The 22,176-nt window shown below is 56.1% G+C and carries 21 protein-coding genes; 12 read left to right on the forward strand and 9 right to left on the reverse strand.

Going from position 1 to position 22,176, the window contains the following annotated elements; genetic code table 11:
- Window positions 1-10: 10 nt before the first annotated feature.
- From tsaB to rnd, 4 genes are all read left to right on the forward strand, one after another.
- Window positions 11-706: a tRNA (adenosine(37)-N6)-threonylcarbamoyltransferase complex dimerization subunit type 1 TsaB gene (gene tsaB, locus INF86_RS03000; RefSeq protein ID WP_058646899.1), complete on the forward strand. Its 696-nt coding sequence runs from the start codon at window positions 11-13 to the stop codon at window positions 704-706.
- Window positions 707-743: 37 nt separating this feature from the next.
- On the forward strand, window positions 744-1,325 hold the full coding sequence (locus INF86_RS03005; RefSeq protein WP_193543214.1) for a Slp family lipoprotein: 582 nt from the start codon (window positions 744-746) through the stop codon (window positions 1,323-1,325).
- Between the two features lie 203 nt (window positions 1,326-1,528).
- On the forward strand, window positions 1,529-3,214 hold the full coding sequence (gene fadD, locus INF86_RS03010) for a long-chain-fatty-acid--CoA ligase FadD (RefSeq protein WP_074132809.1): 1,686 nt from the start codon (window positions 1,529-1,531) through the stop codon (window positions 3,212-3,214).
- A gap of 83 nt (window positions 3,215-3,297) precedes the next feature.
- Window positions 3,298-4,413 carry a ribonuclease D gene (rnd, locus tag INF86_RS03015; RefSeq protein ID WP_123059168.1) on the forward strand — a complete coding sequence of 372 codons (1,116 nt, stop codon included), beginning with the start codon at window positions 3,298-3,300 and terminating at the stop codon, window positions 4,411-4,413.
- 86 nt (window positions 4,414-4,499) lie between these two features.
- Here the strand turns inward: rnd and minE are convergent, their stop codons facing one another.
- Genes minE through minC form a run of 3 tightly spaced genes read right to left on the reverse strand, consistent with a single transcriptional unit; the run spans window position 4,500 to window position 6,312 of the window.
- Window positions 4,500-4,766 (reverse strand): cell division topological specificity factor MinE, encoded by a 267-nt coding sequence (minE, locus tag INF86_RS03020; RefSeq protein WP_003859937.1) that lies wholly within the window; start codon window positions 4,764-4,766, stop codon window positions 4,500-4,502.
- A 3-nt stretch (window positions 4,767-4,769) separates the two neighbouring features.
- A complete protein-coding gene (gene minD / locus INF86_RS03025) occupies window positions 4,770-5,582 on the reverse strand; it encodes a septum site-determining protein MinD (protein WP_003859938.1) in 813 nt (270 codons plus the stop codon).
- A 22-nt stretch (window positions 5,583-5,604) separates the two neighbouring features.
- Window positions 5,605-6,312 carry a septum site-determining protein MinC gene (minC, locus tag INF86_RS03030; RefSeq protein WP_015570311.1) on the reverse strand — a complete coding sequence of 236 codons (708 nt, stop codon included), beginning with the start codon at window positions 6,310-6,312 and terminating at the stop codon, window positions 5,605-5,607.
- A gap of 123 nt (window positions 6,313-6,435) precedes the next feature.
- Here minC and INF86_RS03035 point away from each other — a divergent pair, with 123 nt between their 5' ends.
- From INF86_RS03035 to INF86_RS03045, 3 genes are all read left to right on the forward strand, one after another.
- Window positions 6,436-6,711 (forward strand): YcgL domain-containing protein, encoded by a 276-nt coding sequence (locus INF86_RS03035; RefSeq protein WP_006810982.1) that lies wholly within the window; start codon window positions 6,436-6,438, stop codon window positions 6,709-6,711.
- A gap of 47 nt (window positions 6,712-6,758) precedes the next feature.
- The gene (locus INF86_RS03040) at window positions 6,759-7,418 is read left to right on the forward strand and encodes a fumarylacetoacetate hydrolase family protein (RefSeq protein WP_022648433.1); all 660 of its coding nucleotides are present in this window, start codon (window positions 6,759-6,761) and stop codon (window positions 7,416-7,418) included.
- A 93-nt stretch (window positions 7,419-7,511) separates the two neighbouring features.
- Window positions 7,512-7,952: a YcgN family cysteine cluster protein gene (locus INF86_RS03045; protein ID WP_022648432.1), complete on the forward strand. Its 441-nt coding sequence runs from the start codon at window positions 7,512-7,514 to the stop codon at window positions 7,950-7,952.
- Window positions 7,953-8,051: 99 nt separating this feature from the next.
- On the opposite strand, the gene dsbB is transcribed toward INF86_RS03045, so the two are convergent.
- Both dsbB and nhaB read right to left on the reverse strand, forming a co-directional pair.
- Window positions 8,052-8,582: a disulfide bond formation protein DsbB gene (gene dsbB, locus INF86_RS03050; protein ID WP_032622423.1), complete on the reverse strand. Its 531-nt coding sequence runs from the start codon at window positions 8,580-8,582 to the stop codon at window positions 8,052-8,054.
- 46 nt (window positions 8,583-8,628) lie between these two features.
- Window positions 8,629-10,167: a Na(+)/H(+) antiporter NhaB gene (gene nhaB, locus INF86_RS03055; RefSeq protein WP_126490430.1), complete on the reverse strand. Its 1,539-nt coding sequence runs from the start codon at window positions 10,165-10,167 to the stop codon at window positions 8,629-8,631.
- 202 nt (window positions 10,168-10,369) lie between these two features.
- On the opposite strand from nhaB, the gene fadR reads away from it, so the two are divergent.
- Window positions 10,370-11,089 (forward strand): fatty acid metabolism transcriptional regulator FadR, encoded by a 720-nt coding sequence (fadR, locus tag INF86_RS03060; RefSeq protein WP_015570315.1) that lies wholly within the window; start codon window positions 10,370-10,372, stop codon window positions 11,087-11,089.
- Window positions 11,090-11,200: 111 nt separating this feature from the next.
- On the opposite strand, the gene INF86_RS03065 is transcribed toward fadR, so the two are convergent.
- Entirely contained in the window at window positions 11,201-12,733 is a 1,533-nt protein-coding gene (locus tag INF86_RS03065) for a SpoVR family protein (RefSeq protein WP_022648429.1), read from the reverse strand.
- Between the two features lie 321 nt (window positions 12,734-13,054).
- On the opposite strand from INF86_RS03065, the gene INF86_RS03070 reads away from it, so the two are divergent.
- Window positions 13,055-14,353, forward strand: coding sequence for a D-amino acid dehydrogenase (locus INF86_RS03070; RefSeq protein ID WP_022648428.1), 1,299 nt, complete (start codon window positions 13,055-13,057; stop codon window positions 14,351-14,353).
- Window positions 14,354-14,362: 9 nt separating this feature from the next.
- Window positions 14,363-15,433, forward strand: coding sequence for a catabolic alanine racemase DadX (gene dadX / locus INF86_RS03075; RefSeq protein ID WP_022648427.1), 1,071 nt, complete (start codon window positions 14,363-14,365; stop codon window positions 15,431-15,433).
- A 94-nt stretch (window positions 15,434-15,527) separates the two neighbouring features.
- Here dadX and INF86_RS03080 read toward each other — a convergent pair whose 3' ends face one another.
- Window positions 15,528-17,261: a potassium/proton antiporter gene (locus INF86_RS03080; protein WP_063151970.1), complete on the reverse strand. Its 1,734-nt coding sequence runs from the start codon at window positions 17,259-17,261 to the stop codon at window positions 15,528-15,530.
- A 97-nt stretch (window positions 17,262-17,358) separates the two neighbouring features.
- A complete protein-coding gene (gene ldcA / locus INF86_RS03085; protein ID WP_048966756.1) occupies window positions 17,359-18,273 on the reverse strand; it encodes a muramoyltetrapeptide carboxypeptidase in 915 nt (304 codons plus the stop codon).
- 107 nt (window positions 18,274-18,380) lie between these two features.
- Here ldcA and emtA point away from each other — a divergent pair, with 107 nt between their 5' ends.
- Window positions 18,381-18,992: a membrane-bound lytic murein transglycosylase EmtA gene (gene emtA, locus INF86_RS03090; protein WP_022648424.1), complete on the forward strand. Its 612-nt coding sequence runs from the start codon at window positions 18,381-18,383 to the stop codon at window positions 18,990-18,992.
- 37 nt (window positions 18,993-19,029) lie between these two features.
- Here emtA and INF86_RS03095 read toward each other — a convergent pair whose 3' ends face one another.
- Entirely contained in the window at window positions 19,030-19,761 is a 732-nt protein-coding gene (locus tag INF86_RS03095; protein ID WP_193543215.1) for a flagellar brake protein, read from the reverse strand.
- 160 nt (window positions 19,762-19,921) lie between these two features.
- Between INF86_RS03095 and INF86_RS03100 the strand changes: the two genes are divergently transcribed.
- A complete protein-coding gene (locus INF86_RS03100) occupies window positions 19,922-22,024 on the forward strand; it encodes a TonB-dependent siderophore receptor (RefSeq protein ID WP_193543216.1) in 2,103 nt (700 codons plus the stop codon).
- Window positions 22,025-22,176 lie beyond the last annotated feature (152 nt).

Raw genomic sequence — 22,176 nt, forward strand, 5'->3', positions numbered from 1 at the left:
GCGACGACTGATGCGAATTCTGGCTATTGATACCGCGACAGAGGCCTGTTCCGTTGCCCTGTGGAACGACGGTACGACTTTTGCTCATTTCGAAGAGTGCCCACGGGAACACACCCAACGTATTCTGCCCCTGGTAAAAACCATTTTAACCGAGGGCAACACCGCCCTGACTGACCTCGACGCGCTGGCCTATGGCCGTGGCCCGGGCAGCTTTACGGGCGTACGTATCGGGATTGGCATTGCGCAGGGGCTGGCGCTGGGCGCTGACCTGCCGATGATCGGCGTTTCAACGCTTGCGACTATGGCTCAGGGTGCCTGGCGCATGACCGGTGCCAGCCGCGTGCTGGCCGCGATTGATGCCCGCATGGGTGAAGTCTACTGGGCGGAGTACACCCGTGACGAAAACGGCGTCTGGCACGGCGAAGAGTCGGAAGCCGTGCTTAAACCTGAAGCCGTCACCGAGCGCCTGAAACAGCTCACCGGTGAGTGGGCGACGGTCGGAACCGGCTGGCCGGCATGGCCTGAGATGGCGAAGGACACCGGCCTTACGCTGGTGGACGGTAACATGCTCCTGCCTGCCGCCGAAGATATGTTGCCTGTTGCCTGTCAGCAGCTTGCCGCAGGAAAAACCGTGGTCGTTGAACACGCCGAGCCGGTTTATTTACGAAACACCGTCGCATGGAAGAAACTTCCTGGCCGCGAGTGAATCTCAGTAACAGGAACTGAGAAAAAGGAGTCGCATCATGGCGGTTCAGACTAAAGTTGTACGCTTTTTTATGGCAGGCGCGGTTGCCATAGCACTGAGCGGGTGCGTCACCGTTCCTGATGCGATCAAGGGCACCAGCCCGACGCCACAGCAGGATCTGGTACGCGTGATGAATGCTCCGGAGCTGTATGTCGGGCAGGAAGCGCGCTTTGGCGGCAAGGTGGTTGAAGTGCTAAACCAGCAGGGGAAAACCCGGCTGGAGATTGCCACCGTTCCACTGGACAGCGGCGCACGGCCTGTTCTGGGTGAAGCCTCGCGCGGGCGGATCTACGCTGACGTCAGCGGCTTCCTCGATCCGGTAGATTTCCGCGGGCAGCTGGTGACCGTCGTCGGTCCGATTACCGGTTCGGTGGCGGGGAAAATCGGCAATACGCCATACAAATTTATGACCGTGCAGGTGAACGGCTACAAACGCTGGCGTATCGCCCAGCAGGTGGTGATGCCGCCACAGCCAATCGATCCGTGGATGTGGGGTCCGCATCCGTATCGTTACGGCTACGGTGGCTGGGGTTGGTACAATCCAGGCCCTGCACAGGTTCAAACAATTGTAACTGAGTAAGTTACTGTTATTGTTAGGAAAGAGACAGCGGCTCAGCCGCTGTCTCTGTTTTTTTACGGATAAAACGAAAAAAAAGAGTGACGCGCTTCGCAACCTGCAATCTGAACAATTAATAAACTGGTACGCTGAGTTAATATAATGTTAACAAACTGTTTATTATCGGGGCTGTGATGACGACGAACACTCATTTCAGAGGTGATGCATTGAAAAAGGTTTGGCTTAACCGTTATCCCGCGGATGTCCCTGCGGAGATCAATCCTGACCGTTATCAATCCCTGATTGAATTATTTGAACACTCGGTACGGCGCTACGCTGACCAGCCCGCATTTGTGAATATGGGCGAAGTGATGACTTTCCGTAAGCTGGAAGAGCGCAGCCGGGCGTTTGCGGCCTATTTACAGGAAGGGTTGGGCTTGCAGAAAGGGGATCGCGTCGCGCTGATGATGCCAAACCTGCTGCAATACCCGGTGGCGCTGTTCGGGATCCTCAGGGCGGGGATGATCGTGGTTAACGTTAACCCGCTCTATACCCCACGCGAGCTGGAACATCAGTTGAATGACAGCGGTGCGGCGGCGATTGTGATTGTCTCCAACTTTGCCCACACGCTGGAAAAAGTCGCTGAAAGAACTCAGGTTAAGCACGTCATTCTGACGCGCATGGGCGACCAGCTCTCTACCGCGAAAGGTACGCTGGTCAACTTTGTCGTGAAATACGTTAAGCGGCTGGTGCCGAAATACCACCTGCCGGATGCCATCTCTTTCCGCCGTGCGCTGCATGCGGGCTATCGGATGCAGTACGTTAAGCCGGAGATCGTCTCAGAAGATCTGGCGTTCCTGCAATACACCGGCGGTACCACCGGCGTGGCTAAAGGGGCGATGCTGACCCATCGTAATATGCTGGCGAACCTTGAACAGGTGAACGCCACCTACGGGCCGCTACTGCACCCGGGCAAGGAGCTGGTGATCACCGCGCTTCCGCTGTATCACATTTTTGCGCTGACCATGAACTGCCTGCTGTTTATCGAGCTTGGCGGTCAAAACGTATTGATCACCAACCCGCGCGACATTCCGGGGCTGGTTAAAGAGCTGGCGAAATACCCGTTCACCGCCATGACCGGCGTGAACACCCTGTTTAACGCGCTGCTTAACAATAAAGAGTTCCAGCAGCTCGATTTCTCCACGCTGCATCTTTCTGCGGGCGGCGGGATGCCGGTTCAGCAGGCGGTTGCCGAGCGCTGGGTAAAACTCACCGGACAGTATCTGCTGGAAGGCTATGGTCTGACGGAGTGCGCCCCGCTGGTCAGCGTCAACCCGCATGACATCGACTACCACAGCGGCAGTATCGGTCTGCCGGTCCCGTCGACGGAAGCTAAACTGGTGGACGATGAGGGTAACGAAGTGCCTCACGGCGAACCGGGCGAGCTGTGCGTCAGAGGGCCGCAGGTGATGCTGGGCTACTGGCAGCGCCCAGATGCCACGGATGAGATCATCAAAGACGGCTGGCTGTACACCGGCGACATCGCGGTGATGGATGACGAAGGTTTTCTGCGTATCGTCGATCGCAAGAAAGACATGATCCTCGTTTCCGGTTTCAACGTCTATCCGAACGAAATCGAAGACGTGGTGATGCAGCACAGCGGCGTGCTGGAAGTGGCAGCGGTGGGGGTTCCTTCCGGCAGCAGTGGTGAAGCGGTGAAGATATTTGTGGTCAAGAAAGATCCTTCTCTTACCGAGGAAGCGCTGATAACGTTTTGTCGCCGGCAGCTGACGGGCTATAAAGTGCCGAAGCTGGTGGAATTCCGCGATGAGCTGCCGAAATCCAACGTCGGGAAGATATTACGACGAGAATTACGTGACGAAGCCCGTGCCAAAGTGGACAATAAGGCCTGAGCTTCACGTTAATCGCCCAGACGCCGGTTAAGCCGGCGTTTTTTATGGGCGCAAACAAAAGAGAGTCCGATTTGAATTACCAGATGATCACTACCAACGACGAGCTGGCTTCGCTGTGCGAGGTGACGCGTGATTTCCCCGCTATCGCCCTGGATACGGAATTTGTCCGTACCCGCACGTACTACCCGCAACTGGGCCTGATCCAGATGTATGACGGCAAACACGTGTCGTTGATTGACCCCCTCGGCATTACCGACTGGGCGCCAATGCGCGAGCTGTTGCTTGATACCGCCGTGACCAAATATCTGCACGCCGGCAGTGAAGATCTGGAAGTCTTTCTCAACACCTTTGGCATCATGCCGCAGCCGCTGATTGATACCCAGATCCTCGCGGCGTTCAGCGGTCGTCCGCTCTCCTGGGGCTTCGCGGCGATGGTGGAAGAGTACACCGGTCTGACGCTGGATAAGAGCGAATCGCGTACCGACTGGCTCGCGCGCCCGCTGACGGCGCGTCAGCTTGAATACGCCGCGGCAGATGTATTCTACCTGCTGCCGATTGCTGGCCAGCTTATGAAAGAGGCTGAGGCGTCCGGTTGGCTGTCTGCCGCCCTGGACGAGTGCCGCATGACGCAGCAGCGTCGTCAGGAAGTGGTTGATCCGAAAGAGGCCTGGCGTGACATCACTAACGCCTGGCAGCTGCGCACCCGTCAACTGGCCTGTCTGCAACTGCTGGCTGACTGGCGGCTGCGTAAAGCGCGTGAGCGCGATCTGGCGGTTAACTTCGTGGTGCGTGAAGAACACCTGTGGGCGGTAGCGCGCTATATGCCGGGTAGCCTTGGCGAACTGGACAGCATTGGCCTTTCCGGGAGTGAGATCCGTTTCCACGGTAAAACGCTGCTCGCGCTGGTAGAGAAAGCTCAGCAGCTGCCGGAGGACGCACTGCCAGAACCACTGCTTAACCTGATGGATATGCCGGGCTACCGCAAGGCGTTCAAAGATATCAAAGCGCTGGTGCAGACGGTGGCGGGGGAAAGCAAACTGAGCGCCGAGCTGCTGGCTTCACGTCGTCAGATTAACCAGCTGCTGAACTGGCACTGGAAGTTGAAACCGCAAAATGGCTTACCGGAACTGGTCGCCGGATGGCGGGGGGAACTGATGGCTGAACGCCTGAACACCCTGCTGGAAGGGTATCCGCGCTAAAGAATTGTAGCCCCGGTAAGCGCCGCGCCACCGGGGAAATTGCCGGGCGGTACGATGCTTGCCCGGCCTACAAAACCACAAACGGATTAACGTGACTCTTCCGCTTCCGGAAGCGTCACGTTCAGCTCCAGAATCGAAATATCCCCGTCTTTTTGCTCCAACTGAACGGTGACCATTTCCGGGTCAATCTGCACGTATTTGCAGATCACTTCCAGAATGTCTTTGCGCAGCTGCGGCAGGTAGTGCGGTTCGGCGTCGCTACGACGACGTTCCGCCACAATGATTTGCAGACGTTCTTTTGCGATGTTGGCGGTGCTTTTTTTCCGCGAGAGAAAAAAGTCCAGTAATGCCATAACTTATCCTCCGAACAGGCGTTTGAGGAAACCTTTCTTCTCTTCTTCAATGAAGCGGAAAGGACGTTCTTCTCCCAGCAGACGGTCAACGGTATCCGCATACGCTTTACCCGCGTCTGCCTGTGTATCCAGGATCACGGGCTCGCCCTGGTTAGAGGCGCGCAATACGGACTGATCTTCCGGGATCACGCCAACCAGTTTGATGCGCAGGATCTCCAGCACGTCTTCCATGCTCAGCATGTCACCTTTGTTCACCCGACCCGGGTTGTAGCGGGTCAGCAGAAGGTGCTCTTTGATCGGCTCCTGGCCATTTTCCGCGCGACGAGATTTCGAGGCCAGAATGCCGAGAATACGGTCGGAGTCACGTACTGACGAGACTTCCGGGTTAGTAGTGATGATGGCTTCATCCGCGAAGTAGAGCGCCATCAGCGCGCCGGTTTCGATGCCGGCCGGGGAGTCGCAGACCACGAAGTCGAACTCCATCTTTTTCAGATCGTCGAGCACCTTTTCCACGCCTTCACGGGTCAGCGCGTCTTTATCACGGGTCTGGGACGCCGGGAGAATGTAGAGGTTCTCGGTACGCTTATCTTTAATTAGCGCCTGGTTAAGCGTGGCATCGCCCTGAATGACGTTCACGAAGTCATACACCACGCGACGCTCGCAACCCATGATCAGGTCCAGGTTACGCAGACCGATATCGAAGTCGATTACGACGGTTTTCTTTCCCTTCTGGGCCAAACCAGTAGCGATGGCCGCGCTGGAGGTGGTCTTGCCAACGCCTCCTTTACCCGAAGTCACAACAATAATGCGTGCCATAGAAATTCCTTGTTAAAAGGGATCAATTTAACGGTTGAACGGTCAAAGCGTTATCTGCCAGCTGCAGACGAGCCGCTTTGCCATAAAATTCGGCTGGGATTTTATCGCTCAGCCAATATTCACCTGCGATAGACACCAGTTCTGCCGTCAGGTGAGTACAAAAAATTTGTGCTTCTCGATCGCCGCTGGCGCCCGCAAGCGCACGCCCACGCATCATACCGTAAACGTGAATATTGCCGTCTGCAATCAGTTCTGCGCCCGCACTGACGTGGCTTGTAACAATCAGATCACAGTTTGGCGCATAAATGCGCTGACCGGAACGAACCGGCAGATCAATCAATCGCGTTTTTGTGACTGGGGCTACATTTTGCGCCGGAGGCGGGGGAGCGGGAACGGTTGCAGGCGTTGCACGCGGGGCTTTTTCTTTGCCCTCGTTCAACAAGGGCAAACCCGCGCGTTCAATTTCGGCTTTTAACTCTGCGTCTTTGCAGCCGCTAATACCCACGATGCGCAACCCCGTGGAGACGACGGCCTGCTGGAGTCGCTTCCAGTTAACCGGCCCCTCAAGGTCGCTTACATTAACGACAACAGGAGCATGCTTAAGAAAAGCGGGAGCCTGCGCGATTTTGTCTTCTAACGCCTGACGAATAACCTCGGGTTTTGCATCATGCAAATGAACCACTGATAAGGTGAAGCTACTGCCTTTAAGCTCGATGGGCGTATTTGACATCCTGGCCTTACTCAATTTGCTATTAACCGCAACACATCGCCGCGATATTCCGAAGAGTATCAGGCATGTTATAGTCAGGAGTATATTGAGGCAAGCAACCACCCATTAATTCAGAGTAAAAACATGTTTTGTGTGATCTACAGAAGTACCAGCCGCGACCAGACCTACCTTTATGTCGAAAAGAAAGACGATTTTTCCCGCGTGCCTGAGGAATTAATGAAAAGCTTTGGCCGACCGCAACTGGCGATGCTGCTGCCGCTGGACGGCCGTAAGAAGTTGGTGAACGCCGATCTGGAGAAAGTCAAAAAGGCGTTAACCGAGCAGGGCTATTATTTACAGCTTCCGCCGCCACCGGAGAATTTATTAAAACAGCATCTTGAGGTGAGCGGAAAGAAATAAGCCCGGGTCACTCCGGGAACAACTCATCAACCGATTAGGGGTCGACCATGTATCAACATCATAACTGGCAAGGTGCATTACTGGATTATCCCGTCAGCAAAGTGATCTGCGTGGGCAGCAACTATGCAAAACATATTCAGGAGATGGGCAGCGCCGTGCCGGATGAGCCGGTTCTGTTTATTAAGCCAGAAACCGCACTGTGCGATATTCGCCAGCCGCTGGTTCTGCCGCAGGGGCTGGGCTCGGTGCATCATGAAGTGGAGCTGGCGGTGCTGATCGGCGCGACGCTGCGCCAGGCGACCGAAGAGCATGTAGAGAAAGCGATTGCGGGTTACGGTGTCGCGCTCGACCTGACCCTGCGCGACGTCCAGAGCAAAATGAAGAAAGCGGGGCAGCCGTGGGAAAAAGCCAAGGGCTTTGACAATTCATGCCCGATTTCCGGTTTCGTTCCGGTGAGTGAATTTACCGACGACCCGCAGAATACGCCCCTCAGCCTGAAGGTCAACGGCGAGATCCGCCAGCAGGGGACGACCGCTGACATGATCCATAAGATCGTTCCGCTGATTGCCTACATGAGCCGCTTCTTCACCCTGAAACCCGGCGACGTGATCCTTACCGGCACTCCGGAAGGTGTGGGGCCGCTGCACAGTGGCGACGAGCTGGACGTCAGTTTTAACGGCCTGTCGCTGAAAACCCGCGTGCTGTAAAAGCACCTTGCCGCCTGAAAAGGGCGGCAAAACTTGCATCAACGTGCCAGACTCGTTATAAGGTGCGCTCTATTTTGACGTGTGGACATCCCGATGAACGACATTCCTTTCTGGCAAAGCAAAACTCTCGACGACATGACCGACGCGGAGTGGGAATCGTTGTGTGACGGCTGTGGGCAGTGCTGCCTGCATAAGCTGATGGATGAAGATTCGGATGAGATCTATTTCACCAACGTAGCCTGCAAGCAGTTAAACATCAAAACCTGCCAGTGCCGCAACTACGAGCGCCGTTTCGACTATGAGCCGGACTGCATCAAGTTAACCCGTGAAAATCTGCCGACCTTTGAGTGGCTGCCGCATACCTGCGCGTATCGCCTGCTGGCGGAAGGTAAAGATCTGCCCACATGGCATCCGCTGTTGACGGGGTCGAAAGCGGCGATGCACGGCGAGCGTATTTCCGTGCGCCACATTGCGGTGAAAGAGTCCGAGGTGCAGGACTGGGAAGACCACATTATGAATCACCCTAATCGGTGATAATAAAAAACCCGCCGAGGCGGGTTTTTTATTGTGCGCAATTTTGTCGGGTGGCGCTGCGCTTACCCGACCTACAAAACTGACGTTGCCGTTTTGCTTTTACCTTCCAAAAAGATCGCGTTTCTTTGGCTTGAACGGCTGGGCAATCAGCACCAGCAGCGCTACCACGAAGTAGGCGACAAAAATGCCCACCAGCCACTGCGGCATCTCCAGCGTCAGAAACTCCCACTGGCGTACAGAGCAGTCACCGGAGGCCACAAACACCTGCGGCAGCCATTTATCCAGCGGCAGCCAGCTCGGGAAGCGGGCGGCAAAGTCGCAGGTCATAAACGGCGACGGGTGAAGCTGCATCTGGGTGTGCTCCCAGGCAAGCGCAATCCCTTTCCCGGCGCTGTACAGCCAGATGGCAATTGCGGCATAGCGTAACGGTGTTTTAGGTGCAATCGCACCTACCAGACCTGCGCCCATAATGCCGAACAGCGCACAACGCTCATAAATACACAGGACGCAAGGTTTCAGCCCCATCACATGCTGAAACCACAGCGCGACCATTTCCAGCGCAAAGGCGGTCAGGGCCATCAACAACCACGCTCCGCGACCGCGTGAGCACTGGTTCAAAAATCGCAACATAATCATTTCCCTGGAACATGCTTAGACAGCGCAGTGTAAACGAATTTTAATGCGCCGCAAGTATACCTGCTTGCAACAACCATTGCGTACAGGGAACGAGAGTAATTTTGATGCACAGCAAACCAACAAGGGTAAGCACCAGCGTGTACGGCAGCGCCATCCAGACCATTCTTCCATAAGAAAGTCGTATGAGTGGCGCCAGCGCCGAGGTCAGCAGGAAGAGGAAGGCCGCCTGACCGTTCGGGGTTGCCACGGAGGGGAGGTTGGTTCCAGTGTTGATCGCCACCGCCAGCAGCTCGAACTGTTCATTGCTGACAATCCCTTGCTCCATCGCGGCTTTGGCCTCATTGATGTATACCGTCCCGACAAAGACGTTATCGGATATAGAAGACAACAGACCGTTAAACAAATAGAACAGCGTTAGCTGCGAATCTGGCGTGGCCTGAAGCACAAACGCGATGATTGGCGCGAACAGATGTTGGTCAATAATCACCGCCACGACGGCGAAAAACACCGCCAGCAGGGCGGTAAACGGCAGCGCTTCGGTAAAGGCTTTTCCGATAGCATGTTCGTCCGTGACGCCGCTCAGGCTGGTTGCAAGAATAATTACCGACAGACCAATCAGCCCCACCTCGGCAAGGTGGAAGGCCAGCGCAGCGATAAGCCACACGCCGATGATGCCCTGTGCAATCAGGCGCAGCGTCTCCTGGCGCGTGCGTTGTTTGCGGCTCTGCTCGTCAAACTTATGCAGCTCCTGACGGACCTGATCGGGCAACTTCGCGCCATACCCAAAAAGGTTGAATTTTTCGACCAGCACGCAGGTCGCTAAGCCGCAGATCAGAACGGGCACGCTGACCGGCGCCATGCGCAGGAAAAATTCGCCAAAATGCCACTCAGCCGCTTTGGCGATAATCAGGTTTTGCGGCTCTCCAACCATTGTCATCACGCCGCCCAGCGCCGTCCCCACGCCCGCATGCATCATCAGGCTGCGCAGAAACGCGCGGAACTGCTCGAGCACATCGCGGTTGTGCGCCTCAACGTGGCTGTCGTCCTGCAAGTTATCGCCAGGACGAGACGAGGCGACCCGGTGGTAAATACCGTAAAAGCCGACGGCGACGCTGATCACCACCGCCACAACCGTCAGCGCATCCAGGAAGGCAGAGAGGAAAGCCGCGGCGAGGCAAAACGCCAGCGAGAGCAGCGTTTTCGACGGAATGCTCAGCAGCAGACGGGTGAAGATAAACAGCAGAAGCTGCTTCATAAAGTAGATCCCCGCCACCATGAAGATCAGCAGTAGCAGGACTTCAAGATTCGACGCAATCTCGTTTTTAACATGCTCCGCGCTGGTCATTCCAATGACCACGGCTTCCAGCGCCAGCAGCCCGCCGGGCAGCAGCGGATAGCACTTCAATGCCATCGCCAGGGTAAAGATAAACTCGGCGACCAACATCCACCCGGCAACGAAGGGATCCAGCAAAAAGATAACGGGATTAACGACCAGGAATACCAGTAGAGTGAGTTTGTACCAGTCAGGTGACTGACCTAAAAAGTTGCGCCACAGCGCGCGCCCAAATGAAATTTCCACGACAGACGTCCTTTCCCCGTCAAATAAGACAAGACATCAGTATACGCAAAAACGGCGGCGGAGAGGGGGATAAAGCCATTTTGTAAATTTCATAAAAATGAAACGGCGATCCCTCTTTTCTGTCTCTGCTGCGCTATCTGCCTCTGCGCGCCTCTGGTATGATGAGTGCAATTTGCTAAAGCTGTGTAATGGAAATCTCACTATGGTCATTAAGGCGCAGAGCCCGGCGGGTTTCGCGGAAGAGTACATCATTGAAAGCATCTGGAATAATCGTTTCCCTGCGGGATCAATTCTACCTGCTGAACGCGAACTCTCTGAACTGATTGGCGTCACCCGTACCACGCTGCGAGAAGTGCTCCAGCGTCTGGCGCGCGATGGCTGGTTGACGATACAGCATGGCAAACCCACTAAGGTGAATAACTTCTGGGAAACGTCCGGGCTGAATATTCTGGAAACGCTGGCGCGTCTCGATCACGAAAGCGTACCGCAGCTGATTGACAATCTGCTTTCGGTGCGCACCAACATCGCTACCATTTTCATCCGCACCGCGTTTCGTCAGCATCCTGAAGATGCGCTGAAGGTGCTTGCCACCGCCAATGAGGTGGAAGACCACGCGGACGCCTTTGCGACCCTCGACTACAACGTGTTCCGCGGTCTGGCGTTTGCTTCCGGCAATCCGGTTTACGGTCTGATCCTGAATGGAATGAAAGGATTATATACACGCATTGGTCGTCACTACTTTGCCAACCCTGAAGCCCGCAGCCTGGCGCTCGGCTTCTACCATAAACTGAGCAAGCTCTGCACCGAAGGGCTGCACGATCAGGTCTATGAAACGGTGCGTCGTTATGGCCACGACTCCGGTGAAATCTGGCACCGAATGCAGAAAACCCTGCCGGGTGATTTAGCGATTCAGAGTCGCTGAAATAAAAAACCTCTCGATTGAGAGGTTTTTTTCGCCCGGTGGCGCTTCGCTTACCGGGCCTACAAAACCCGTAGGCCGGGTAAGGCGTAGCCGCCACCCGGCTAAAACGCACTACAGCGTATTCAACCGCGCCGGACACCGCTCCAGCAGCTCCACGCTGCCATCTTCATTCTGCTGCTCCAGCGACACGTCAAATCCCCACAGGCGATGCACATGCTTCAGCACTTCCTTACGCCCCTTATCCAGCGGTGCGCGGTTGTGAGGGATATAGCGCAGCGTCAAAGAGCGGTCACCGCGCAGATCCACATTCCAGACCTGAATGTTCGGTTCAAGATTGCTCAGGTTGTACTGAGACGACAGGCGCGAGCGGATCTCACGATAGCCCTCTTCGTTGTGGATCGCAGAGATCTCCAGGTAGTTGTTGCGGTCATCATCCAGTACGGTGAAGAAGCGGAAATCACGCATGATCTTCGGCGACATGAACTGGCTGATAAAGCTCTCATCCTTAAAATCACGCATCGCGAAGTGCAGCGTTTCCAGCCAGTCAGAACCGGCAATATCCGGGAACCAGTATTTGTCCTCTTCGGTGGGCGACTGGCAGATACGCTTGATATCCTGGAACATGGCAAAGCCGAGTGCGTACGGGTTAATGCCGCTGTACCACGGGCTGTTATACGCTGGCTGGAATACCACGTTGGTGTGGCTGTGCAGAAACTCCATCATAAACCGCTCGGTGACTTTTCCTTCGTCATACAAGTGGTTAAGAATGGTGTAGTGCCAGAAGGTCGCCCAGCCTTCGTTCATCACCTGGGTCTGCTTCTGAGGATAGAAATACTGGCTCACCTTGCGCACGATGCGCAAGATCTCACGCTGCCACGGCTCCAGCAGTGGGGCGTTCTTCTCCATAAAGTAGAGCAGGTTTTCCTGCGGCTCGGAAGGGTAACGACGCGCCTCGGCGACGGTTTTCTCCTCCTCACGTTTCGGCAGGGTGCGCCACAGCATATTCACCTGGCTTTGCAGATACTCCTCGCGGCTCTTCTGCCGGGCTTTCTCTTCCTGCAATGAGATCTTCTGCGGACGCTTATAGCGGTCAACGCCGTAATTCATCAGCGCGTGGCAGGAGTCCAGTAGCTTCTCTACCTCGTCCACGCCGTAGCGCTCTTCGCAGTCGGTAATGTATTTGCGGGCGAAGATAAGGTAATCGACGATGGAGCTGGCGTCCGTCCAGCTGCGGAACAGATAGTTATTTTTGAAGAACGAGTTATGTCCATAGCAGGCGTGCGCCATCACCAGCGCCTGCATGGTAATGGTGTTCTCCTCCATCAGATAGGCAATACACGGGTTAGAGTTAATAACGATTTCATACGCCAGCCCCTGCTGTCCGTGCTTATACAGTCGCTCCGTTTCAATGAATTTTTTACCAAACGACCAGTGCGGATAGTTAATCGGCATCCCGACGCTGGAGTAAGCGTCCATCATCTGTTCCGAGGTGATGACTTCAATCTGATGGGGATAGGTGTCCAGACGATAGAGTTTGGCCACCCGGTCGATCTCCGCCAGGTAGACATCCAGCAATTCGAAGGTCCAGTCGGGTCCATCGCTCAGACGTGTGCTGTCCCTTGACATGGAATCTAGTGTAGCCATTAGCGCGCCCTCGTTGTTGGTCGCTCTCTCTGACTGGAGAGCCTCCTTTCAAGCATAGATCACCCCATTCAAATACGCGGGGCGCAGAAATTTTTTCTTTGCGATTTCCCGTTTTCGATACGGCAAAAAAAGCGGTGCTCGCAGAATTTTCTACTGGTTAAAAATAACGCGCAGCAGGAGATCCCAAATAAGCGCTATCCCCTGATACAGCGGGATATGTGAGTTGAGTCACCATAAAAAAGTCATATGTTGAATAATATTTTCAGCTAGGTTATCAATCTGTAATTAGATGATTGTTCTTTTGCTCATAATGGAGTGGCTATGCGTGTTGTCATACTGGGAAGTGGTGTCGTTGGCGTAACCAGCGCCTGGTATTTAAGTCAGGCGGGACATGAGGTTACCGTTATCGATCGCGAATCCGGTCCGGCGCTGGAAACCAGTGCGGCGAATGCGGGGCAGATCTCCCCGGGCTACGCTGCGCCGTGGGCGGCCCCGGGCGTTCCGCTGAAGGCGATCAAATGGATGTTTCAGCGACATGCGCCGCTGGCGATAAGCCTTGACGGCACACAGTTCCAGCTTAAGTGGATGTGGCAGATGCTGCGCAACTGCGATACCCGCCACTACATGGAAAACAAAGGGCGCATGGTGCGCCTCGCAGAATACAGCCGCGATTGCCTGAAAGCGCTGCGTTCCTCAACGGGGATCGAATATGAAGGGCGCCAGGGCGGCACACTTCAGCTGTTCCGTACCGCGCAACAGTATGAAAACGCGACCCGCGATATCGCCGTGCTTGAAGATGCGGGCGTACCGTATCAGCTGCTGGAAGCCAGCCAACTTGCCCAGGTGGAGCCAGCACTTGCCGAGGTCGCGCACAAGCTGACGGGCGGCCTGCGTTTACCGAACGATGAAACTGGCGACTGCCAGCTTTTCACCCAGCGTCTGGCGCGCATGTGTGAGCAGGCCGGGGTGAAATTCCGCTTCAACACCTCTGTCGACAAGCTGCTGTCGGAAGGGGAGAAGATTTACGGCGTGAAGTGTGGAGAAGAGGTGATCAAAGCCGATGCTTACGTGATGGCGTTCGGATCCTATTCTACCGCGATGCTGAAAGGGATCCTGGATATCCCGGTCTATCCGCTGAAAGGCTACTCCCTGACCATTCCTGTGAAAGAGGACAGCGGTGCGCCGGTCTCGACCATTCTTGATGAAACCTACAAAATCGCCATCACCCGCTTCGATAACCGGATCCGCGTCGGCGGCATGGCGGAAATCGTGGGCTTTAATACTGAGCTGCTTAAACCGCGTCGTGAAACGCTGGAGATGGTCGTGGGCGATCTCTTCCCGCGCGGCGGCTTCATTGAGCAGGCGACGTTCTGGACCGGCCTACGCCCAATGACCCCGGACGGCACGCCGATTGTGGGCCGTACGCCATACAAAAATCTGTGGACCAACACCGGCCACGGTACGCTTGGCTGGACCATGGCCTGCGGTTCGGGCCAGCTGCTGAGCGACCTGATCTCCGGGCGGACGCCGGCAATTCCGTTTGACGATTTGAGCGCCGCACGCTATCAATCAGGGTTTACCCCATCGCGTCCACAACACCTGCACGGCGCGCATAATTAAGGAGTCGCAATGTCCCGTCCTATTCTGGCCCAGCTGGATTTGCAGGCGCTGAAGGATAACCTGCAAATTGTTCGCCGTGCTGCGCCGGGTTCTCGTGTCTGGTCGGTGGTGAAAGCCAACGCCTACGGTCATGGTATCGACCGTATCTGGAGTGCGCTCGGCGCCACCGATGGTTTTGCCCTGCTGAATCTGGAAGAGGCCATCCTGCTGCGCGAGCGCGGCTGGAAAGGACCGATCCTGCTGCTGGAAGGATTCTTCCATGCGCAGGATCTGCCTCTGCTGGATAAGTACCGCCTGACGACCAGCGTTCACAGTAACTGGCAGATCAAGGCGATTCAGGACGCGAAGCTGCATGCCCCGCTGGATATCTATCTCAAAGTGAACAGCGGGATGAACCGTCTGGGCTTTCAGCCTGAACGGGTGCACACGGTCTGGCAGCAGCTTCGTGCGCTGAAAAACGTCGGTGAGATGACGCTTATGGCGCATTTCGCCGATGCGGAAAAGCCGGACGGCATTGCCGATGCCATGGTCCGCATTGAGCAGGCGGCAGAAGGGCTGGACTGTCCGCGCTCGCTGTCGAACTCAGCGGCAACGCTCTGGCATCCCGAGGCGCATTACAACTGGGTGCGCCCGGGGATCGTTCTGTACGGCGCGTCACCCTCAGGTCAGTGGCAGGATATCGCCAACAGCGGCCTGAAGCCGGTGATGACGTTACGAAGCGAAATTATCGGCGTGCAAACCCTGAAAGCGGGCGATACGGTGGGCTATGGCAGCCGCTATCGGGCAGCGGGCGAACAGCGTATCGGTATCGTGGCGGGGGGCTATGCAGATGGTTATCCGCGCATCGCCCCGAGCGGTACGCCGGTGTGGGTCGATGGCGTGCGTACGGGCACGGTAGGCACCGTCTCAATGGACATGTTGGCTATTGATTTGACGCCATGTCCTCAGGCGGGGATCGGCTCACCGGTTGAGCTGTGGGGCAACGAGGTTAAAATTGATGATGTGGCCGCTGCGGCGGGCACTGTCGGGTATGAACTGATGTGCGCGCTGGCGTCAAGAGTGCCTGTTGTGACGGTGTAACATGTGTGTGCCGGGTGGCGGCTTCGCCTTACCCGGCCTACAAAAGCCCGAACGTAGGCCGGGTAAGCGTTAGCGCCACCCGGCAAAAAAGCAGCTACTCCGCCTCCTCCTCCATCGGCCTTACGCCGACTTTGCGCACCGCGTTATCCTCTTTCTCGGCCACCGTCCAGACCATCCCGGCAAACTCCACCTGGTCACCGACGACCGGTGCAGCCCCTAATAATTGCTGAATAATCTCGCCCAGTGTTTGCTGGTTATCGCGATTCTCCAGTCCTCCCTCCAGGCCATAAATCAGCGCCACATCCGCAAAGCGGGCGCTGGCTTCGAGGATAAAATCGCCGAAGAAACGCTGATCCAGCGCCACCGGGGGCGACTGGCTGAACAGCTTGCCAAGGGCAGGCAGGTCGCGCTCGCGGCCAATCACGCAGAGGATATCGTTCTCTCGCAGCCGCGTGCTGCCGGTCGGGTGAAGCAGGGCATTATCCCGGAACAGGGCGGCAATACGCGTTTCAGCGGGCATATGCAGATCGCGTAGCGAAGCACCCACGCACCACTTATCGGCGCTTAGCTGATAGACAAACTGTTCCCACGGGTTGTCTGGATGAATATCCAGCCCCACGCGGGAGACCGGCCAGCCAACGGGCGGTACCACCACTTTGGCTTTTTTCGCCGCCCAGCCCAGCGACGTCCCCTGGAACAGCAGCGATACCAGCACCACGAAGAAGGCGACGTTGAAGAACAGACGAGCGTTGTCCAGCCCGGCCATCATCGGGAAAACCGCCAGGATAATCGGCACCGCGCCGCGCAGCCCCACCCAACTGATAAATATCCGCTCACGCAGGTTAAACCCGCGGAACGGCAGCAGCCCGGCAAACACCGACAGCGGACGGGCGATGAAGATCATCCAGGCCGACAAAAGCAGCGCTGGCACGACGATAGGCAGCAGGTCGGAAGGCGTCACCAGCAGGCCCAGCACCAGGAACATGGCGATCTGTGCCAGCCAGGCCAGCCCGTCAAAGTTTTGCAGTATCGCATAACGGTTACGAATCGGTCGGTTGCCCAGCAGGAATCCACAGAGGTAAACCGCCAGAATACCGCTGCCGTCCAGCGCGGTGGTGACGGCAAAGATCAGGATCCCGCCGCTCAGGGCCAGCAGCGGGTAAAGGCCGGAAGGCAGCGTAATACGGTTGATTGTCTGCTGTAACAGGTAACCGCCGCCGAGACCAATGATAATCCCGAGGCCAAACTGCTGGAGGATGTGCCAGGCGAACATCCAGCTCAGGCCAGTTTCGTGCTGCTGGATCATCTCAATCAGGGTGATGGTCAGGAACACCGCCATCGGATCGTTGCTGCCGGATTCAATCTCAAGCGTGGAGCCAACGCGCTCGTTCAGCCCCTTGCCGCCGAGCAGCGAGAACACCGCCGCCGCATCGGTAGAGCCGACAATCGCGCCAATAAGCAGGCCTTCCATCATATCGAGGTTAAACAGCCAGGCTGCCATCATACCGGTCAGGCCGGAGGTGATTAGCACGCCGACGGTAGCCAGAGACAGCGCCGGGCCTAAGGCAACGCGAAACGAACTTGCCTGGGTGCGCATGCCGCCGTCCAGCAAGATCACCGCCAGCGCGAGGTTACTTACCATATAGGCGAAAGGGTAATTATCGAAGGGGATACCGCCGATTCCGTCAACCCCCGCCAGCATGCCGATAGCCAGGAAAATGACAAGAATAGGTATGCCAAGGCGCGATGAAAATGAACTTAATAAAATGCTGAAGGTTACCAGGATGGAACCCAGAATGAAAAGACTGATTATCGCTGTGGCACTCAATGTCGTCTTACTCCCACCTCAATGTGAACGCTGTTATTAAAACCCTAACATATTAACAACTGTATCTGCGTTTTATTGAGGGGGAATAACGGCTTTTTTATGCCTTTAAGACCGGATGACCGCTGATTGTTAACCGACTGCCTGAATTACCGTGTGCAAGGTGCGCCCGGGCACCCAGTGGCAAGGTAACGGTTTGCTGCTCATGGCCGAAATTCAGACCGGCGATCACCGGAATATCCAGCCGGGAACGAATGAAATCGACCATCGTCTCCAGCGTGTAGCCCGCGTCGTAATCGTTGGGGGCTGACCCGCTGAAACTGCCCAGCACAATGGCCGACTGCCGATCCAGGATCCCGGCGTGATAAAGCTGTAACAGCATGCGTTCGACGCGGAACGGGTGTTCGTTGATATCTTCCAGCACCAGAATGCCGTCCTCGATCTGCGGCAGCCACGGTGTCCCAATCAGCGATACCAGCATCGCGAGGTTTCCGCCCCACAGCTGCCCTTCACATTCCCAGTGCGGTCCGTTGCCTTGCCACTCGACGGTAAACGTCGGGTTTTGCAGGGCGCGCCAGAAATGGTCCTGCGTAAACGCATCCAGCTCCGGCGCACCAAAGTTGCCGGCCAGCATCGGGCCGCTAAAGGTAATGACGTTATGCAACGCCAGCAGGCCGAGCTGGATCGCCGTGAAATCGCTGTGTCCGCAGATTAACAGCGGATCCTGCTGCTGGCGTGCGGCCAGCCCGGCCCAGTCGATGCTCTCCAGCAGCCGGCTTGCGCCATAGCCGCCGCGCACGGCCAGCACAATGGTGTTTTCACCTTCCAGCGTCGCCAGGCTGTTGATATCGCTCAGTCTCTGCGCCTCCGTACCGGCAAAACGCTGCATGCGGCGGGGGATAATTGTCTGATTTTCTACCTGATGGCCTATTTCCAGCAGGCGCTGAACGCCCCGCTGTGCCGCCTCCTGGTTGATGCAGTAGCCCGACGGTGCAATGAGATGAAACTGAGGCATGGCAATTCCTTGCTGAATGAGAATCTAATTGTCTATATCATGCCGCTTATACGCCGCCTGCTTCAAGGGGCGACGTACCGCGATGACCGGCTATAAGGATAGATGACGTGAAATTGAGATGGTTTGCTTTTTTGATTGTGTTGCTCGCTGGCTGTAGTTCAAAACATGATTATAAAAATCCCCCCTGGAACCCCGAAGTCCCGGTAAAGCGGGCCATGCAGTGGATGCCGATCAGCGAACAAGCCGGGAAGGCCTGGGGCGTGAGCCCGCGCCTGATCACCGCGATCATCGCCGTGGAGTCCGGCGGGAACCCGACGCTGGTGAGTAAATCGAATGCGGTGGGGCTGATGCAGTTAAAAGCCTCTACGGCGGGAAGAGAGGTCTATCGCTACATGGGCTGGAAGGGACAGCCATCCACCAGCGAGCTGAAAAACCCGGAACGTAATATCTCTATGGGAACCGCTTACCTGAGCATTCTGGAGCATGGCATTCTGAAGGGGATTGACGATCCGGAAGTGATGCAATATGCGCTGGTGGTGTCGTACGTTAACGGAGCTGGCGCGCTGCTCCGAACCTTCTCATCCGATCGCAAAGAGGCGATAGAAGAGATTAACGATATGGATAAAGATGAATTCTTCGAACACGTTGTGAAGAATCATCCGTCAGCACAGGCTCCACGTTATATCTGGAAAGTACAGAAAGCAATGGACGCCATGTAACGTCTTTGTCGGGCGGCAGCACGCTGCCCGACGCCTTTCAGCGCACTTTATTCGCGCGTTCCCGCGCTTCACGCTCCAGTGAAAAAATGATGCGCTGTAGTTCGCGCTCGGCGCCTGGCCCGACATTCAGAAAGCGAAAACTCAGTCGCGGCGTGGTAATGGTTTCGTTTTTGCCGTCCACCACCTTGCGCTCGCTGATGGCAATCAGCTGGGCGTCAAACCAGAAGCGTCCCCATCCGCCCATATCCAGCTCGATCTGACTAAAACGTATACCTTCCACCAGCCCTTCCGGCTTCGGCATATCCATCAACGCTCCCATGCCGCCCAGCGACAGGTCGAAGAGACGAAAGCGGATCTCTTTTTTGTCCGGCATTTTCGCCTTACAGAAGTAGGCCGGGTGAAGCGGGGCGCTGATGCGAAAATACTCGCGGCGCTGCACGAACCAGAGATTAGCGGGCAGGGGGGTGATAAACGCAGGCAAACCCTGGTACACGATCGTGGTCAGGCGAGGCAGTATAAACTCGACTTTAGCCCCCTGCGTTTCGGCCATCACCGAGAGGTTTTCTGCCTGTAGCGCGGCACGGTTTTCATCGCTCTGGCTACCCAGATCCACGATCAGGTGTTCTGCCGTCACGTCCAGGATCTTGCTGATAAACTGGCTGGTTGACCAGTTGATGCGCAGCGGCACCTCGCCCTTTTTCAGGTCGCGTAACACCCCTAATACAGCCAGCGGATTTTGTTTCAGGAACTGCTCACTGTAGCTACTCACGCCAGATGGCTCCTCGATAGATGACAGACTGTCTCTGGGTTATCGGCACGCTGGCATGAAACTTAATACAAACGATCTGTTTTTCTCCGCTGATATTGATTCGGTAATAAAAATGATAATAATTGTCGTTCCCAATATCATCTAATAATAAGACGACACTATGAGCACCTCACGTTTTGCGTTATGCGCGTTGGCAGGCGCCGTTACGCTGGCATTGCAGACACAGGCTTTCGCAGAAGAACCCACCATCGTGGTAACCGGTACAGAGCAGGGCAGCGCGCTCCCTGCCTGGACCAATAGCGCCACGAAATCAGCCGTCGCGGAAAGTAAAACGCCGCAGGTGATCAACACCATCGCCTCTAAAGAGATTGAGCAGCGGCACGCCAGTTCGGTAAACGAGATCCTGCGCTATGCGCCGGGCGTTTCCACGGAGGTGCGCGGGAGCACCTCTTACATGAGCGAGTACAAAATCCGCGGGTTCAACGTTGATCAGGAGTTCTACAACGGCCTGCAACTTCCCTATAACGTCACCGGGAACACCAAAGCGCGAATCGATCCGCTGCTGATTGAGAGCGTCGATATCCTGAAGGGGCCGTCATCCGTGCTGTATGGCGGCGGCTCCCCGGGCGGGCTGGTCAATATTCAGAGTAAAAAGCCGCAGAAAGAGGCGAAAACGGAACTGGGCTTTAATACCGGAAACCGCAATCTGAAAGAGGGGTACCTGGATTCCACGGGGCAGATTGCGAACAGCGACTGGAACTATCGTCTGCTGGGCAAAGCGACGGAAAGTGACGAACAGGCGCACACCACGCGCTATGAAAACTATCTGGTGGCCCCCTCCGTGACCTGGCAGCCGGATGACAAAACGCGCCTGACCATTGACGCGCTGGCGCAAAATACGCCGAGCCTGACGCCGTCTGATCCGATGCCGCTAAGCTATCTGCGGTCTAAATACGCCGATCGTCGTGACTATGCCGGGGATGAGTGGAGCGGCTTCAAACAGCGCCAGTGGATGCTGGGCTACAGCTTTGAGCATGAGTTTGACAGTGGCTGGGGCTTTAACCAGAAAGCGCGCTACTTTGACGTGGATACCCACCAGCGCAGCGCCTATTCCACCGGGACGGGCAGCGAGGTCTACCAGCTTAACCGCTTCGCCTATACCACGGATGAAGATTTGCAGAGCTTCAACATTGATAACCAGGTTACCCGAACCGTCGCGCTGGGGGACTGGCAACATCATCTGCTGGCGGGCTTTGACTACCAGAAGCTTAACTCTCACTTCCATTATCGTTACGCCTCGTCCACACCGGGTATCGATATGCGCAATCCGGATCACTCGCAGATCGATAACGATGCGCTGGGGCTTGAAACCGCGCAGAAAAACCGTCTCGGCTATCAGCAGAATGGCTATTACCTTCAGGATCAGATTGCGTTTGGCGGGCTTAACGTGCTGGCCAGCCTGCGCTTTGACGACTACCGTTCCGTCACCACCAACTATCTGCAAAACGGTGACAAAGCCTGGGTATCTCAGGATCGCCTCACCAAACGACTGGGGGCGCTTTATGCCTTCGAAAATGGTCTCTCGCCGTTTTTCAGCTATTCGGAAGGTTTCGCACCGGTATCGCCGCAGGGTACGCTGACCGCGAAAGACGTTAAGCCCACCACCAGTAAGCAGGTGGAGGGTGGGGTGAAATATCTGCTGGCGGAATATGCAACTACCTTCACCGCCTCGGTGTTTAACATTCGTCAGAAAAATGTGGTGACCAGCGATCCGGGCTTCCTCAACTACCGCCAGACCGGGGAAGTGGAATCGAAAGGCGCGGAGCTTTCCGCTATTAGTCGTCCAACGGATAACCTGACGCTGATTGCCAATTATGCCTACACCCACGCCATCAATACCGAAGATGACAAGTACCAGGGCAAACGACCGACGCAGGTCCCTGAGAACGCCTTTAATCTGTGGGGAGATTACACCTTTGACAGCACGCCGCTGAGAGGGTTAACGCTGGGGGCTGGTGCACGCTACACCGGGCCGATGGAGATCTCGCCAGCCAATGATGCAGGCAAGCTGGGCGGTACGACGCAGTACGATCTGGCGGCATCTTACCGCATGGGCGAACTGGCGCCATCGCTGGAGGGGCTGACGCTGAAAGCGAGCGCGCAGAACGTCACCAACAAAGAGACGCTCACCTGCTATGACGCGACCAACTGCTGGATAGGCCGCGACCGCACCTTCCAGGTCGGGGCGAGCTACAGCTTCTGAAAAAAGCCCGGTGGCGCTACCGCACTGAACAGTCCCCTCGCCCCTCCGGGGAGAGGGTTAGGGTGAGGGGAACATACGGCGGTGGTGGTCATTCCGTTCACTTTATGTTCCTTGCTACTCTGTAACGACATGACCGGTGAACGTGCCAGGGT

The organism is Enterobacter cloacae complex sp. I1M (assembly GCF_014982425.1).
Classification (GTDB): Bacteria; Pseudomonadota; Gammaproteobacteria; order Enterobacterales; family Enterobacteriaceae; genus Enterobacter; species Enterobacter intestinihominis.

Excerpts from the sequence above, each read along its gene's own strand:
- tsaB (WP_058646899.1), top strand. The coding sequence starts at position 11 with ATGCGAATTCTGGCTATTGATACCGCGACAGAGGCCTGTTCCGTTGCC.
- INF86_RS03005 (WP_193543214.1), top strand. The coding sequence starts at position 744 with ATGGCGGTTCAGACTAAAGTTGTACGCTTTTTTATGGCAGGCGCGGTT.
- rnd (WP_123059168.1), top strand. The coding sequence starts at position 3,298 with ATGATCACTACCAACGACGAGCTGGCTTCGCTGTGCGAGGTGACGCGT.
- minE (WP_003859937.1), bottom strand. The coding sequence starts at position 4,766 with ATGGCATTACTGGACTTTTTTCTCTCGCGGAAAAAAAGCACCGCCAAC.
- minD (WP_003859938.1), bottom strand. The coding sequence starts at position 5,582 with ATGGCACGCATTATTGTTGTGACTTCGGGTAAAGGAGGCGTTGGCAAG.
- minC (WP_015570311.1), bottom strand. The coding sequence starts at position 6,312 with ATGTCAAATACGCCCATCGAGCTTAAAGGCAGTAGCTTCACCTTATCA.
- INF86_RS03035 (WP_006810982.1), top strand. The coding sequence starts at position 6,436 with ATGTTTTGTGTGATCTACAGAAGTACCAGCCGCGACCAGACCTACCTT.
- INF86_RS03040 (WP_022648433.1), top strand. The coding sequence starts at position 6,759 with ATGTATCAACATCATAACTGGCAAGGTGCATTACTGGATTATCCCGTC.
- INF86_RS03045 (WP_022648432.1), top strand. The coding sequence starts at position 7,512 with ATGAACGACATTCCTTTCTGGCAAAGCAAAACTCTCGACGACATGACC.
- dsbB (WP_032622423.1), bottom strand. The coding sequence starts at position 8,582 with ATGTTGCGATTTTTGAACCAGTGCTCACGCGGTCGCGGAGCGTGGTTG.
- fadR (WP_015570315.1), top strand. The coding sequence starts at position 10,370 with ATGGTCATTAAGGCGCAGAGCCCGGCGGGTTTCGCGGAAGAGTACATC.
- INF86_RS03065 (WP_022648429.1), bottom strand. The coding sequence starts at position 12,733 with ATGGCTACACTAGATTCCATGTCAAGGGACAGCACACGTCTGAGCGAT.
- INF86_RS03070 (WP_022648428.1), top strand. The coding sequence starts at position 13,055 with ATGCGTGTTGTCATACTGGGAAGTGGTGTCGTTGGCGTAACCAGCGCC.
- dadX (WP_022648427.1), top strand. The coding sequence starts at position 14,363 with ATGTCCCGTCCTATTCTGGCCCAGCTGGATTTGCAGGCGCTGAAGGAT.
- ldcA (WP_048966756.1), bottom strand. The coding sequence starts at position 18,273 with ATGCCTCAGTTTCATCTCATTGCACCGTCGGGCTACTGCATCAACCAG.
- INF86_RS03100 (WP_193543216.1), top strand. The coding sequence starts at position 19,922 with ATGAGCACCTCACGTTTTGCGTTATGCGCGTTGGCAGGCGCCGTTACG.